The organism is Photobacterium malacitanum (genome assembly GCF_900185615.1).
Classification (GTDB): domain Bacteria; phylum Pseudomonadota; class Gammaproteobacteria; order Enterobacterales; family Vibrionaceae; genus Photobacterium; species Photobacterium malacitanum.
In genome coordinates, this window is the sequence record NZ_FYAK01000008.1 from 55044 (window position 1) to 70420 (window position 15377).

At 42.5% G+C, this 15377-nt stretch carries 15 protein-coding genes; 6 read left to right on the top strand and 9 right to left on the bottom strand.

Annotation, left to right across the window (positions count from 1 at the left end; all coding sequences use genetic code 11):
- Positions 1 to 26: 26 nt before the first annotated feature.
- From rpoD to rpsU, 4 genes are all read right to left on the bottom strand, one after another.
- Positions 27 to 1883: an RNA polymerase sigma factor RpoD gene (gene rpoD / locus PMAL9190_RS15435; RefSeq protein WP_087845962.1), complete on the bottom strand. Its 1857-nt coding sequence runs from the start codon at positions 1881 to 1883 to the stop codon at positions 27 to 29.
- 92 nt (positions 1884 to 1975) lie between these two features.
- Positions 1976 to 3730, bottom strand: a complete 1755-nt coding sequence (dnaG, locus tag PMAL9190_RS15440) for a DNA primase (protein ID WP_087845963.1) — start codon at positions 3728 to 3730, stop codon at positions 1976 to 1978.
- Positions 3731 to 3860: 130 nt separating this feature from the next.
- Positions 3861 to 4304 carry a GatB/YqeY domain-containing protein gene (locus PMAL9190_RS15445; RefSeq protein WP_087845964.1) on the bottom strand — a complete coding sequence of 148 codons (444 nt, stop codon included), beginning with the start codon at positions 4302 to 4304 and terminating at the stop codon, positions 3861 to 3863.
- Positions 4305 to 4334: 30 nt separating this feature from the next.
- Positions 4335 to 4550: a 30S ribosomal protein S21 gene (rpsU, locus tag PMAL9190_RS15450; protein WP_005301411.1), complete on the bottom strand. Its 216-nt coding sequence runs from the start codon at positions 4548 to 4550 to the stop codon at positions 4335 to 4337.
- Between the two features lie 248 nt (positions 4551 to 4798).
- Between rpsU and tsaD the strand changes: the two genes are divergently transcribed.
- Positions 4799 to 5815: a tRNA (adenosine(37)-N6)-threonylcarbamoyltransferase complex transferase subunit TsaD gene (tsaD, locus tag PMAL9190_RS15455; RefSeq protein WP_087845965.1), complete on the top strand. Its 1017-nt coding sequence runs from the start codon at positions 4799 to 4801 to the stop codon at positions 5813 to 5815.
- Between the two features lie 64 nt (positions 5816 to 5879).
- Here tsaD and plsY read toward each other — a convergent pair whose 3' ends face one another.
- A complete protein-coding gene (gene plsY / locus PMAL9190_RS15460; protein ID WP_087845966.1) occupies positions 5880 to 6494 on the bottom strand; it encodes a glycerol-3-phosphate 1-O-acyltransferase PlsY in 615 nt (204 codons plus the stop codon).
- A 250-nt stretch (positions 6495 to 6744) separates the two neighbouring features.
- Here plsY and folB point away from each other — a divergent pair, with 250 nt between their 5' ends.
- From folB to PMAL9190_RS15475, 3 genes are read left to right on the top strand one after another with little or no spacing between them, the layout of a single operon-like run.
- Positions 6745 to 7098: a dihydroneopterin aldolase gene (gene folB / locus PMAL9190_RS15465; RefSeq protein ID WP_065166861.1), complete on the top strand. Its 354-nt coding sequence runs from the start codon at positions 6745 to 6747 to the stop codon at positions 7096 to 7098.
- A complete protein-coding gene (gene folK, locus PMAL9190_RS15470; protein ID WP_087845967.1) occupies positions 7098 to 7571 on the top strand; it encodes a 2-amino-4-hydroxy-6-hydroxymethyldihydropteridine diphosphokinase in 474 nt (157 codons plus the stop codon). The genes folB and folK overlap by 1 nt, the downstream gene beginning before the upstream one ends.
- A gap of 55 nt (positions 7572 to 7626) precedes the next feature.
- The gene (locus PMAL9190_RS15475; RefSeq protein ID WP_087845968.1) at positions 7627 to 8430 is read left to right on the top strand and encodes an undecaprenyl-diphosphate phosphatase; all 804 of its coding nucleotides are present in this window, start codon (positions 7627 to 7629) and stop codon (positions 8428 to 8430) included.
- 51 nt (positions 8431 to 8481) lie between these two features.
- Here PMAL9190_RS15475 and PMAL9190_RS15480 read toward each other — a convergent pair whose 3' ends face one another.
- A complete protein-coding gene (locus PMAL9190_RS15480) occupies positions 8482 to 9717 on the bottom strand; it encodes a multifunctional CCA addition/repair protein (protein WP_087845969.1) in 1236 nt (411 codons plus the stop codon).
- 260 nt (positions 9718 to 9977) lie between these two features.
- Here PMAL9190_RS15480 and PMAL9190_RS15485 point away from each other — a divergent pair, with 260 nt between their 5' ends.
- Entirely contained in the window at positions 9978 to 11603 is a 1626-nt protein-coding gene (locus PMAL9190_RS15485; RefSeq protein ID WP_200813433.1) for an AAA family ATPase, read from the top strand.
- Positions 11603 to 12571 (top strand): general secretion pathway protein GspB, encoded by a 969-nt coding sequence (locus tag PMAL9190_RS15490; RefSeq protein WP_087845970.1) that lies wholly within the window; start codon positions 11603 to 11605, stop codon positions 12569 to 12571. Before PMAL9190_RS15485 ends, PMAL9190_RS15490 begins: the two co-directional genes overlap by 1 nt.
- 86 nt (positions 12572 to 12657) lie before the next feature.
- Here the strand turns inward: PMAL9190_RS15490 and PMAL9190_RS15495 are convergent, their stop codons facing one another.
- The 3 genes from PMAL9190_RS15495 to PMAL9190_RS15505 all read right to left on the bottom strand — a co-directional run bounded on the left by PMAL9190_RS15495 (position 12658) and on the right by PMAL9190_RS15505 (position 15362).
- Positions 12658 to 13269, bottom strand: a complete 612-nt coding sequence (locus PMAL9190_RS15495; protein ID WP_087845971.1) for a TIGR04211 family SH3 domain-containing protein — start codon at positions 13267 to 13269, stop codon at positions 12658 to 12660.
- A 115-nt stretch (positions 13270 to 13384) separates the two neighbouring features.
- Positions 13385 to 14650 carry an inorganic phosphate transporter gene (locus PMAL9190_RS15500; protein WP_087845972.1) on the bottom strand — a complete coding sequence of 422 codons (1266 nt, stop codon included), beginning with the start codon at positions 14648 to 14650 and terminating at the stop codon, positions 13385 to 13387.
- 31 nt (positions 14651 to 14681) lie between these two features.
- The gene (locus PMAL9190_RS15505; RefSeq protein WP_060998533.1) at positions 14682 to 15362 is read right to left on the bottom strand and encodes a TIGR00153 family protein; all 681 of its coding nucleotides are present in this window, start codon (positions 15360 to 15362) and stop codon (positions 14682 to 14684) included.
- Positions 15363 to 15377: the final 15 nt, after the last annotated feature.

A 15377-nucleotide genomic window follows, 5' to 3' on the forward strand; every position in this document is an offset into this window, starting at 1 on the left:
TTTTTTGATGACATTATCGCGTCTACTTATTCGTCAAGGAAACTACGAAGTACATCAGAACGGCTAGGGTGACGTAATTTACGTAACGCTTTCGCTTCGATCTGACGGATACGCTCACGAGTAACATCAAACTGCTTACCTACTTCTTCTAGCGTATGGTCGGTATTCATATCGATACCAAAACGCATACGAAGTACTTTAGCTTCACGTGGCGTTAGGCCAGCAAGTACATCGTTAGTTGCAGCACGCAAGTTTGTTGCTGTGGCTGCATCCATAGGCAGTTGCAGTGTTGTATCTTCAATGAAATCACCTAGGTGTGAATCTTCATCATCACCGATAGGGGTTTCCATTGAGATAGGCTCTTTAGCAATTTTCAATACCTTGCGGATTTTGTCTTCCGGCATTTGCATGCGTTCAGCCAACTCTTCAGGTAACGGTTCGCGACCCATCTCTTGAAGCATCTGACGTGAGATACGATTCAATTTGTTGATGGTTTCAATCATGTGTACTGGAATACGAATAGTACGTGCTTGGTCAGCGATTGAACGTGTTATTGCCTGACGGATCCACCATGTTGCGTAAGTTGAGAATTTGTAACCACGACGGTATTCAAATTTATCAACCGCTTTCATTAGACCGATATTACCTTCTTGAATAAGGTCCAAGAATTGTAGGCCACGGTTGGTGTACTTTTTGGCAATAGAGATAACTAAACGCAAGTTTGCTTCAACCATCTCTTTTTTTGCACGGCGTGCTTTCGCTTCACCGATTGACATACGACGGCTAATGTCTTTGATACGCTCAATAGACAGACCGGTTTCTTGCTCAAGTATGCGTAGCTTTAACGTCGAACGACGAAGATCTTCTTCATAATTCTTTAGACGTTCAGCGTAAGGCTTGCCTGAGTTAAGTGCAGTGTCAATCCAATCACTGTTTGATTCATTGCCAGCAAATAGGCTAATGAATGTTTTCTTTGGCATTTTGCTGTTATCAACACACATACGCATGATAAGACGCTCGTTAGTGCGTACTTTATCCATAGAATCACGTAGTGAGCTAACTAGACGGTCAAATTGCTTTGGAATCAGACGGAATTGCTTGAAGATCTCTGATAACTCTTCAACGGCAACTTCAGTAGTAGCGTGTTGACGACCATGTTCACTAATAGCGAATGCCATTTTTTCATAGGACTGACGTAGTTCTAGGAACTTTTCACGTGCTAGTTCAGGGTCAATGCTGCCGTCGTCGTCTTCTTCGTCAGTCTCATCGTTATCGTCATCATCGTCATCTTCAAGATCTTTATCTTCATCTTCAAGATCAGTTTCACTTAATTCTGAACCAATGTGCGTTGCTGTTGGTGCTGCGGTCGCTTCTTCGTTTGGATCAACAAAGCCTGAAATGATATCAGTAAGACGAAGTTCATCAGCTTCAACTTTGTCAAACTGCTCAAGTAAATGAGCAATTGCTGAAGGGTATTCAGCAACAGAACATTGAACTTGGTTAATACCATCTTCAATGCGTTTTGCGATATCAATTTCGCCTTCGCGAGTAAGTAGTTCAACTGTGCCCATTTCACGCATGTACATACGTACTGGGTCAGTTGTGCGACCGATCTCGCTTTCTACGCTTGATAATGCTTGCGCCGCTGCTTCAATGGCGTCTTCGTCGGCATTATCTTCAGTCATCATGAGTTCATCGGCATCAGGGGCAGTTTCAACTACCTTAATGCCCATGTCATTAATCATTTGAATAATGTCTTCAACCTGATCAGAATCAACGATATCTTCTGGTAGGTGGTCATTTACTTCGGCGTAGGTCAGATAGCCTTGTTCCTTGCCTTTAGCAACAAGTAACTTTAGCTGTGACTGCGGATTTTGCTCCATAGACGGTATCCAACTTCGGGTCTGAGTGATAATTTAGTATGCAGAGTTGCAAACCAGTCATTATAACAAATTTCTTAATTGTTGACTACTTATTAGACAGGGCGATTCAGCGTTAATAGCTGTAACTCCTGCTTTTCTTCGACTGATAAGCCGACAGTTCTTGATTTAGTCTGCAACTGTTCAATTTGTTGATTAACACATTGGATAATTATTTTATCCATTGCGTCTAAAAATACATCGAGGCTGTTGTCTTCATCATTTGACAACGGTAACTCCCACGCGGCAAGCCGAGCCATCATGGCTTCATTCTTGGTGCCACGCCAATATTCTAAAAGCTGTCCTGTGCTAATATTGGGGTTGTTTCGGCATTTATCAACTATCGATAGCAATAAATTTAAGCCAGCAAGCTCAATACCAGTAAATGCATCCATATCAAATTCAAGTTGTTGCACAAAGTGTGGATGCTGAATCAGTAAGGCAATAACTTCTCGCATCGGAGTACGTTTAATTTGTACTTGGCCGACAGGTTTTGTGACTTGACCATGTTTTGATAGTAATTGCTGTAATTGGGCTTCATCGGGTAAACCGAGCTTTTTACCGAGTAGCTCTCGCAAGTATAGTCGTAGAGTGCCACCTGGTACTTTATCAATTAAAGGAACCGCTAAGGTGGTTAACTTGGCTTTGCCTTCACGGCTACTGGTATCAATTTGAACCATTAGACTGTTAAATAAAAAGTCAGATAACGTTGTAGCGTTATCAATGCGTTGTTCAAATTGGGTTTTTCCTTCAGCGCGAATACACGAATCAGGATCTTCGCCATCTGGCAAAAACATAAATTTTAATTGACGGCCATCGGTGAGGAAAGGCAATGCTTGCTCCATCGCTCGCCATGCAGCCTCGCGTCCAGCACGGTCACCATCATAACAACACACCACGGTACTGGTTTGGCGGAATAAACTTTGAATATGATCACCCGTCGTGGCCGTACCTAGAGATGCGACAGCGTAATCGACACCAAATTGGGCCAAAGCAACCACATCCATATAACCTTCCACCACCATGATTTTTTCAGGCTCACGATGGGTCTGCAAGACTTCATATAAACCGTAAAGCTCACGACCTTTATGGAAAATATCCGTCTCCGGTGAGTTAAGATATTTAGGTGTCCCATCACCTAATACTCGGCCACCAAAACCAATGACACGTCCACGGCGATCATGGATCGGAAACATCACTCTACCACGAAAGCGATCATAACGACGGCCTTGGTCGTTTTCGATCAGCATTCCAGTATTAACAAGTGCCTTTTGCGATTCATTATCACGCCCAAAGCGGGTACGAACCATATCCCATTGATCGGGAATGAAACCGATATTAAATTTCTTTACAACATCGCCAGATAAGCCTCGACCTTTAAGGTAATCAACGGCAATTTGTGCTTCAGGTGTACGTAATTGAGATTGATAAAATTGTGAAACTTGGCTCATCAACTCATAGTAATTACGTTTATCTGCCGCTTTAGGTCCTCGTGGCGCTGTACCGTCATTTTCACGTGGAACTTCTAGCCCTAATTGGGAGGCAAGTTCCTCTATGGCATCAACAAACTCTAACCGATCATACTCCATTACGAAGTCAAGTACATTGCCGTGAACACCACACCCAAAACAATGATAGAACTGTTTTTCTTGGCTTACCGAAAAAGATGGTGTTTTTTCATTATGAAATGGGCAACAAGCACCAAAGTTCTTGCCTTGTTTTTTGAGTTTTACACGCGCGTCAATAACATCGACAATGTCATGTCGAGAGATTAAATCATCGATAAATGAACGCGGTATTTTTCCTGCCATAACAAAGTAAACAACCTAGAGTAAGTCAATAAAGAGTGTAACGGTAGCCCGTTAAAATGGGATTATCAGATACAAACAAGCCGCGCATTCCAAAAGAATAGCACGGCTTGTTGCAGAATAAGAGGAGTGATTAACCTAGCTTGATTTTCACCAGCTTGCTAACAATCCCCATATCGGCACGACCCTGAATTTGCGGTTTCAGTACGCCCATAACCTTACCCATATCTTGCATGCTAACAGCACCTGTTGCAGCAATAGCTTCATCCATCAAAGCAGAGATTTCATCTTCACTTAATGGTTGAGGCATAAATTCTGCAAGAACACTGATTTCAGCATGTTCAACATCAGCAAGATCTTGACGACCTGCAGCTTCATATTGAGCTACAGAGTCACGACGTTGTTTCACCATTTTGGTCAACACTACTAACACGTCGTCTTCGGAAAGAGTGATCTTTTCGTCAACTTCGCGTTGTTTTATTGCAGCAAGCACCAAACGGATGGCACCAAGGCGAGGTTTATCTTTCGCCTTCATCGCCGCTATTTGTTCGCTTTTTAGGCGTTCAATAAGAGTCATTACGCGATCCTTCTGTTTATAATCTAACGATTAGTACAGACGAACGCGACGCGCGTTTTCGCGAGCCAATTTCTTCAGGTGACGCTTAACTGCCGCTGCTTTAGCACGCTTACGTACAGTAGTTGGCTTTTCGAAGTGCTCACGACGACGAACTTCAGAAAGGATACCTGCTTTTTCGCAAGAGCGCTTGAAACGACGTAGTGCTACGTCAAACGGTTCGTTTTCACGTACTTTGATTACTGGCATGTAATACTCACCTCAGAGTGATTCGGTTTATTACTGACGTCAAAGTGTCAGTCGATTAAAATGGTGCGAAATTCTAATCTGATTTGGGGGTATTTGTAAAGCATTCTGCGCCTATGAACTGGTTAATTTGTGTTAACAGCGGTAACATGGCACTCAATTCCCCCCTTACAAACCTACATGAATTATCGGTTGTTATTGAAACTATACTGATTTTTCATATTGGGTCACCGAATAGTATAGAGGCTGTTATGCGTATATTGGGCATTGAGACCTCCTGTGATGAAACAGGTATCGCAATTTTTGATGATGAAAAAGGCTTATTGGCACATGAACTTTACAGTCAAGTAAAGTTACATGCTGATTATGGCGGTGTGGTGCCTGAGTTAGCATCACGTGATCATGTTAAAAAAACCATTCCATTGATTACAGCGACACTAGCAGCTGCGGGCTTAACGCCAGACGATCTTGATGGTGTTGCTTACACGGCCGGTCCTGGTCTGGTTGGCGCATTATTGGTTGGTGCGACCATTGGTCGTAGTCTTGCGTACGCTTGGGATTTACCGGCTGTGGCTGTCCATCATATGGAAGGCCATTTATTGGCTCCAATGTTGGAAGATAATGCCCCTGAGTTTCCATTTGTAGCACTGCTAGTCTCTGGTGGACACACCATGATGGTGGATGTTCGTGGTATTGGTGATTATCAGATCCTGGGTGAGTCTGTTGATGATGCGGCAGGTGAAGCGTTTGATAAGACGGCTAAAATGATGGGATTAGACTACCCAGGAGGCCCGTTATTGTCCAAAATGGCTGAGCAAGGAACGCCGGGAAGATTTAAGTTCCCACGTCCGATGACTGACCGTCCAGGGCTAGATTTCAGTTTTTCTGGTTTAAAAACCTTTGCGGCGAATACGATTCGTGACAATGATGATGATCCACAAACACGTGCAGATATTGCTTATGCATTTCAAGATGCGGTGGTGGATACATTAGCCATTAAATGTAAGCGAGCGTTGAAACAAACAGGCTATAAGCGGTTGGTGATTGCTGGTGGTGTAAGTGCCAATAAATCGTTACGTCAGCAACTTGAAACCTTAATGAAAGGCATGCGTGGTGAAGTGTTTTATCCGCGCACAGAGTTTTGTACCGACAATGGTGCAATGATTGCTTATGCAGGCATGCAGCGTCTGAAAAATAATGAATTAATGGATCTCGGGGTTAAGGTTTATCCACGTTGGCCAATTGATCAATTGAAACCTATTGCTTAATAGCAGTTATATGTTAGTTAAAATAAAAAGCGAGAGTGAATACTCTCGCTTTTTTTATGCATTTTTATTGCTTTTCGTTACTTTTTCGGGCAAATTTCTGCCATATCTTGGTTTCGTCACCATCAAGTAAACGGCGAATATTATCTTGGTGTCGAAAGATAATTAAGCAGGAAAGCATTGCTACTGGCATGGTGTATTCAGGCTTAACCATCCATGTCATCAGTGGCGCAGCGAGGGCTGTGATCAGCGATGCGAGTGATGAGTAGCCTGTAAGTGTTAACGCTAATACCCAGATACTTATTAAACTGCCGCTAAGATCCCAGCCGATAGGTGCTAGGGCACCAAGTGCAGTTGCAACGCCTTTACCGCCTTGAAAATGAAAGAAAATCGGGTAGATGTGACCTAGGCAAGCTGCAATACCTATAATACCGAGTAGAAAAGGATTTAAGCCAAAAAAGTAGCTTAACCATACTGGAATCATACCTTTAAGGATATCAGCAACAAGAACTAATGTTGCTGCAAATTTTCCACCAAGGCGAAGTACATTGGTTGCACCTGGGTTACGTGAACCATGAGTTCGAGGATCTGGAAAATGGTACAGTTTTGAAATTAACACTGCACTGGAAATTGATCCTAATAAATAGGCAGCAATGATCATCAGTAACGCTAATGGTGTCATGCAATATCCTGATTATATAAATGTTAAATTGTGCTACGTGTTGACGTTAAATGTTAGTTAGATCTTATATTTATCAATATTAATACGGATAAATATCAGGGTGTTTATGGCTGTGATATAGTCGCTGTCATGGTCAATATTAACTGTATTGTTGACCTGTTAGCATTTATAAACGCTAACAATACAGCCTGATAATACGCGTTTTTGTGTGTATTAGGTATCCGACCTCTAACAAAATTAGCGATTAAATATGGACACGGTATTTATAGAACAACTTGAAGTTATCGCCACTATTGGAGTGTATGACTGGGAACAACAAATCAAGCAAAAATTGGTGTTGGATTTGGAGATGGCTCACGATAATCGTCCGGCAGCAGTCAATGATGACGTCAATTTAGCCTTAGATTATTCAACGGTAAGCTCTGCTGTGACTGACTATATCACTCAAGGACGTTTCTTACTGGTTGAACGAGTTGCTGAAGATATTGCTAACTTAATCATGACTCAGTTTGCGGTACCTTGGATTAAAGTGAGAGTGACTAAACCTGGTGCTATTGCTAATGCGCGTGGGGTTGGCGTTCAAATTGAGCGGGGGATGAAGTAGTGGTCACCGCTTATATCAGCATTGGTAGCAATGTTGAGCGTGAACATTATTTACCTGCAGGAGTCGCAGCGGTTGCGAAATTGGCAACGGCATGGCGAATGTCACGTATATTTGAAGCTGAACCTGTAGGTTTTGAGGGTGATAATTTTTTTAATAGTGTCATTGAAATAAAAACATCATTATCACTGGTTACTCTGCAACAATCATTAAAAGCGATTGAACGCCAGCTTGGACGACCTGATAACGCGGCAAAAAATCAAAGTCGTACGATTGATCTTGATATTTTACTTTATGGTGACGTGATCAATGAAGCATCACCGACGTTACCGCGTTCTGATCTGTATAAATTTGCATTTGTACTGTGGCCAATGAGTGAGCTGTGCCCTGAGTTAGTTATTCCTGGGCAACCACAAACAATTGCAGAATTATGGCAAAATTTTTCACCTCAACAGTCATTATGGCCTGTTGAATAATACTGAGTAAATTATTACTTGGCTGGCATGTTAAAATATCAATTAAGGATCATCAATGAGTCACTTTGAAGCAATAATGCTTGCCCTGCTACAGGGATTAACAGAGTTTTTACCTGTATCAAGTTCAGCCCACCTGATTCTACCGTCAGAAATATTGGGGTGGCCCGATCAGGGACTTGCATTTGATGTTGCGGTTCACGTAGGTACGTTATTAGCGGTAATGATTTATTTCCGTAAAGAAGTCGTTACATTACTGGGCGCATGGCTAGCTTCAATTTTTAAACGTCAGCATAATGCTGAATCAAAATTGGCATGGATGATTGTTATTGCAACGATTCCAGCCTGTGTATTTGGTTTGTTGATGAAAGATTTCATTGAAATGTATTTACGTTCAGCATGGGTAATTGCTTGTACGACAATCATTTTTGGTTTGCTGCTATGGTGGGTCGATAAGCACGCTAAGCAAACTGACAATGAATATCAAACCACATGGAAAAGTGCGCTATTGATTGGTTTGGCGCAAGCTGCAGCTATTATTCCCGGCACATCGCGCTCAGGTGCGACCATGACTGCTGCGTTGTATTTAGGTTTTACTCGTGAAGCAGCTGCACGATTTTCATTCTTGATGTCGATTCCAATTATCCTGCTTGCTGGCGGTTACTTAGGCCTTAAATTAGTTACAGGTACCGAGCCGATTGATATCAGTAACCTTAGTATTGGTATCGCGGTATCATTTATTAGTGCATATGCTTGTATTCATGTATTTTTAAAGCTTGTAACGCGTTTAGGAATGACACCGTTTGTTATTTACCGCTTAATTTTAGGTGTGGGTTTATTCCTGTTTCTATGGGCTAAGTAATAACTAACTTATGTTTCATAAAAGCCGACATTACGTCGGCTTTTTTATAGCTTAAGCTGAGGTTCGATGTTGTTTCAGATACTCGTCAACGGCAGTAATGCGTGATTGGGATAATTGATGCTTAATATCAGCCCCAGTAAACCCAGCTGCAATGATTGGTTTGACAGAGACAGCTTGAGCAATATTAAATACCGCAATGAGAATGTCTGCTTGTGGGTAGAGTGTATCTTCTAAACCTTGACGGCCTCGAGCATCAGCTCGGCAACAGATGGCCAGCTGTGCAATACGTTCTGGTTTTCGCCAACCATCTATTTGATCAAAAATAGTGATAAAAGTGCTGGCTCGCATTTCTTGTGCATGGTGTATTTTGGTGTGTTGTGCACATACAAGTAGTGCCAGATCTCGGTATTCATTGGGTATTTTTATGCGTTGGCAAAGCTTTTTAATCGGTTTAATGCCATCACGACAATGGGTTTTATGATGAGGTAAGTCATTTTTAGGTGATAATGCTTTTCCAAGATCGTGCACTTGAGCGGCAAAGCGGATGATGGTGTTGTCACTTAATTGTGCCGCTTGTTTAGCAACGAGTAGTGTATGAATGCCACAATCAATTTCTGGATGCCACTTTTCAGGTTGTGGTATGCCAAATAGCGCATCAATTTCAGGCATGACAACCGCTAACGCACCACATTGACGTAATACACTTAAAAATACTTGTGGATCATCACTTGATAGTGACTTTTGCCACTCTTTCCATACTCGTTCAGGCGTCAGAGTTGCAAGCTCACCACTGATGACGATTTCTTGCATCAATGCCATAGTTTCTGCAGCAACAGTAAAGCCAAGGTGAGCAAAACGTGCCGCAAAGCGTGCAACCCGTAATACCCGTAAGGGATCTTCACTAAATGCTGGTGAGATATGGCGTAAGATCTTATGGTCTAAATCATGTTTGCCATGGTAAGGATCAATCAGTTGTCCATGTTGATCTTGAGCAATAGCGTTGATGGTTAAATCACGTCGTAATAGATCTTGTTCAAGGGTAACATCGGCAGCCGCATAGCAAGTAAAGCCAGTATAACCATGACCTGATTTTCGTTCTGTACGTGCAAGGGCATATTCTTGCTTGGTTCGAGGGTGGAGAAATACTGGAAAATCAGTGCCGATTTGTTCATAACCTAAATCAAGCATGGCTGCAGGGGTTGTGCCGACAACGACCCAGTCTTGATCTGTGATGGGTAAACCCAATAAGGTGTCGCGCACAGCACCACCGACAAGATAAGTTTGCAATGAAGACTCCTTAATACCACGCTGAGGTTAATAGTTGTAGTTCACAATAAAAATCATCATTATCACATCATGACAATGTTAATCGGTATTATTTTGTTAACCAAGATACACTGATTTATTTCGCATCATGATAGCAAAGATTAATCCGTAATGAGAGTTGGTCGCTATTATGCAGCTTATATGACTGCTGATGTTGTTAGCGTACCTATCAATAGTGCTGACAATGTATTCATAAATAACGTAAGTATCAGAGTATATATATGTACCAAGATTTTTTTGGCATAACGGAAGCCCCATTTTCAATTGTGCCAAGCGCCCGTTTTCTCTATCTCAGTGAGCGTCATCGAGAGGCCTTGACCCATATGTTATCAGGCCTTACTGATGGTGGTGGCTTTGGGTTATTAACCGGTGAAGTTGGCACCGGAAAAACCACCGTATTGCGAGCAATGATTTCGCGATTACCTCAGCAGGCGCAAGTGGCTGTTATTTTAAATCCAGCACTGTCATCACATGATTTGTTAGCGACTATTTGTGATGAATTCGGTTTGAATTATATTGATGGTGCGAGTTTTAAGCAGCTAACTGATGTTATTTATCAGCATCTTATTGCTAATCATGCGGCGGGTAAGCAAACACTATTGTTAGTCGATGAAGCACAACATTTAATGCCTGATGTGCTAGAGCAATTACGATTATTGACTAATTTAGAAACCGATAGCCGCAAGTTATTAAAAGTGGTTTTAATTGGTCAACCAGAACTACAGCAATTATTACAGCAAGAGCGTTTACGTCAATTAGCTCAGCGGATTACGTCTCGCTATCACTTGTTACCATTGACTGAAACTGAAGTCAGTGAGTATATCCATTACCGTCTAAGTGCTGTTGATTGTCTCTATCCTGTGTTTGATGCCAATGTCATTAGCTATATTGCTAAGCAGACGCAAGGTGTACCAAGGCTAATCAACTTGGTATGTGATAAATCAATGCAGCTTGGGTGTCAGAGCGGTGTGCATAGCGTGACAAAAGCGATGGCTATTCAGGCTTGTGAAGATATTTTTAGTTGGCAAGTACCGGCAACAGCCACAGCGAAAACGACGCCAGCATGGCTACCCTGGACAGTTGCCGCAACATTATGTGGTGTTATGGCTGCGGCTGTATGGTATTACTGGCCTCAGCATAATGTACCGCCACAACCTCACGTTGCTACTACACTTACGCCTGCTTCTACTTTGGCAACTGCACCAGCATCGATTGCAATGCCTGCTACTGTAAGTGCGGAATCACGCTTAATTACAATGATTAAAGATAGCCGTCAGCAACGTAATGCGATGCAGAGTTTGTATCAGTTATGGGGGTTTGATACGGCGTTAAATCAAGCAACATGTGCAACTAGCTCTCGCATCGCATTGACGTGTTTTTCTGGCACTACAACTTTAGCGCGGTTAGGCTTAATTAATCGGCCGGTGATCGTGACCTTAAAAGATGGGCAGCAACAGCCATTTTATGCGGTGGTATATGCCATTACTCATGAGCGAGTTGAATTACTATTGGATCATCAACGTATTGCAGTGACCCCAGCATGGTTTGAAGCACGCTGGAGTGGTCAATTTAGTTTGCTATGGCGGCCACCACTAGGGGATAAAACCACGATCCGTTTTGGTCAGAGTGGTCCACGAGTGGCATGGTTAAACCAGCAGTTGAATAGCTTCTTAGGTGAAAGTGGACCTAAGGTGAGTTATTTTGATCAAACAGTATTAGATAAATTACGCCGTTTTCAGCGCGCACAAGATATTGCCGCCGATGGTATTGCTGGACCAATGACACTCATGATCCTTGATTCAGCTCTTAATCTTCCAGGTCCTACGTTACAACCGGAGCAAGCATAATGTCTCAGTTATTAACGGCATTAAAGCAATCTGATACGAAGAATACTCAGCAATCTAGTAACGGAAACAGTGATGCTGAGGCCATGAAAATCGTCCATCCAATGCGAACGGTAAAAGCCCAACAGTCTCGCTCTAAATGGGTACTCCCGATCTTGATTGCATTGTTGCCCGCAGCGTCAATTGTGGCTTATAAGTTGTATCAACAAGCCTCAGTAGCACCTCAAGTGGTGTTAAATAATCAACCAGTAGCAGAAAAAGCGCCATCAGCGTCGATTAATACGGTATTACAGCCGCCACAAAAACCACAATCAGCACCGGCGACAACAGCGGGTGATGTGATTTTTATGCCGTATCCTGAGATGGTTACCGAACCTTTACCTATCAATGATAGTTTGTATTCGGCAGCACCCGCTTATGTATCGCATACTGATGCTAACACGTTAGATGATAGCGACAGCCAATACGGCGATCTTGGTCCTACTTATGATGATGTCGTCACTAAGCCAGTTAAACGAGCCTCAAAAGCAGTACCGGCGTCTCATGACCCTTATAAGCTAGATAATCTCGACTTATCTGATTTATCCCCAGATTTAGCAGCCAAGCTTAAATCGGCGATAGTGGCTACCGATGGTGAACAATATCAAGATAGTGATGTTGATCGAAGTTCTGCTGAACGTAATGCTTCAGTAGGCGAAGTGGCGTCCGCAATCCCTGCTGTTGCTAATAACCAAGTCACGCCAATTGGGTTGTTACCTGCAGCAGTACAGCGACAGTTACCTAAAATGAATTTTAATCAACATATTTACTCTTCTACTCCTGCCAAACGATGGGTAAAAGTTAATGGTCATGAGCGTCATCAAGGTGATATGGTTGCAAAAGGGGTTAAGTTAGTCAAAATTGAATCAAGGGATGTGATTTTGGCATTTGATGGTTATCAATTTAGTATGCCAGCGTTATCTGAATGGTAATGGTGGTCATGGATTAACACCATTAAAAAAGGCAGCTAATGATGAGCTGCCTTTTGTTTTTATGTGGGGATTATCAATATCGAGGATTATGCCCAACCATTGGTGCGTTTGCGACGACGTGGTGTAATATGCGGTAATATCAATCCTAATAACAACCCTGCGCCAGCGACTAGACCACCATAAGTAAACCACCTCATTAGCAGATCATCTTTTTGAGTATCAATTCTTGCGCGTAAAGTGCGAACTTCATCTTGAGCTGTGGTCAGTTCAGTTTGTAATTGATGATTACGGGTTTCAAATTGGCTAATTTGGTTGGTGCGCTGAACTAACGTTTTATTGAGTTCACTATTTTGGGCATTATTGCTAGTCAGTGCGTCAGCAAGTTGCGCTTTTACTGTTGCTAGTTCTGTTTCTAAAGCGGGTAAACGCTCTTTTAGCGCAACATCAGTAGAAATAAACTTAGATTCAACCCAGCCACTACGGCCACGATCATCAGTAATACGACTGTAATTTTTATTGGTTTCTAGTACTGTTACGGGGGTGCCTGCATTAACACTGCCGATAATACGGTATTGGGTACCAGGACCTTTTAATAGGTAAGTAAATAAATTATCAGAAATATACTGTGCTTGTTCAGCATTAGCGATCGGGCTAATCAGCGTAAAACAGAACAAAAACAAACTTATGAGGTGCTTCACTATCGAATCCTTGATGAACCTGAAATAGTTAGAGTTCGAGGATAGTAAGAGCTTTATAGGAAGGGGGCAAGAAAAGAGAGAGGGCGAGACCTCTCTCTTTGAACTCTGCCACTATTTAGCCAAATAATGCTTGCATAATGTAGAAGAAAATGACAGCAAGTAATGCACCTGCTGGTAACGTCACAATCCACGATGCAACGATGTTGCGAACAACACCTAGGTTAAGAGCAGCAATACCGCGAGCGAAACCTACACCCAATACCGCACCAACAAGTGTTTGTGTGGTTGAGATAGGTAAACCTGTGCCTGATGCCAGTACAACAGTCGATGCTGTTGCTAACTGAGCAGCAAAGCCACGGCTCGGTGTTAACTCTGTGATGCCTGTACCTACGGTAGCCATTACTTTATGACCAAGAGTAGCTAGACCGATGACGATACCAATACCACCTAGTGGAAGAATCCACCATGCGATTTGGCTTTGCGCTGCAATTTGGCCTGAGCTTTCAATGGTTGACACAACCGCTGATAGTGGACCAATCGCATTTGCTACGTCGTTTGAACCATGAGCAAATGCCATCGCACACGCTGTAACAACCATCAATACGCTAAATACACTTTCCACACCAGCATAACCATTGCTATCAACAAGGCTATCATCAGCATATTTACGCTGAATGTAGAAGTAACCTACAATCATGATAACTAAAGAGACACCAAGGGATACGATCCAAGCTTCACCGGTAGATAAATGCAAACCAATGTGTTTTAAGCCTTTCTTAATTGTTACCAATGCAATGACCATCGCTGTGATAAACATGTAGACAGGAACAAAACGTTTTGCATTTTTCATTGGGTTATCAGTATCAAAGATTAATCTTTGAGCACTGATGAAAATCAGATACGCAAATATACCGGCAATAAGCGGTGTAATTAACCAGCTACCCACAATACCTTGAATTGAATGCCAATCCACTGCATTGGTACCAACTGACACACAGGCAAAACCGATGATAGCACCGATAATAGAGTGTGTAGTTGAAACGGGCCAGCCCATAAAAGAAGCGACAAGTAGCCATGTACCAGCAGCAAGAAGCGCTGACATCATGCCAAAAACGAGGGTTTCAGGGTGGGTTGCATATAGAGAAGTTTCGATAACACCCTGTCGGATAGTATCGGTAACTTCACCACCTGCAAGATAAGCACCTGCGAATTCAAAAATCATCGCAATGATGATTGCTTGTTTTACTGTAAGTGCTTTTGAACCAACTGAAGTACCCATGGCATTGGCAACATCATTTGCACCAATACCAATCGCCATCAAAAGACCAAAAAAAGCTGCCACTCCGATTAATAGAGTGCCGTAGTTAGCCAGGATTTCCATTGTAAAACCTTGTTTTGTTTAATTCTCGTTATTAAGAACGCGAAAGCATAATTTCTAAACGTGAGCCGACACGCTGTGCTTGATCAGCAATGGCGCCTACCCACTCGAGAATTTTGTACAGGAACATGACATCCACCGGGCTGTGTTGGTCTTCGATGGACATTAATTGTTGACGTAAGACAACCTGCATAGCATCGGTATCATCTTCGATAACATCTAGCTGATTAATCATTTCAGCAACAAGCGTCACTTCTCTGCCTTTGAAACCAGTTTCGAGTAATTCATCCAGTTCATTGATTACACGGCGAGCTTGATCAGCTGCGTCTAAACAACGTTGAATGTATGCCACGAAGTCTGGGTACATGATAGCAGGAACTTGTAGCTTACGTCCTAAGACTCGACCAGCGATATCTTTGGAGAGGTTAGCGAGTTTATCCTGCTGGGTTAACAGTCCTAACATATCAGTACGATCTACTGGCATGAAAAGACCACGAGGAAGCTTCAGACGGATCTCACGCTTAAGCACATCCGCATCTTTTTCAAGTTGCGAGATTTGTTCGCGTAAAATAGCCGCCTTTTCCCAATCTCCAGCATTACATGCCTCAAAGAAAGGGATAAGCAGGTCACAACATTCAGTTACGCGAATAACATGACGTTGTAATGGTTTGATTGGGGATTTTGCAAAGAGCCCCATAATTGTATTTACTGGCATAGCCGATCAACCTAA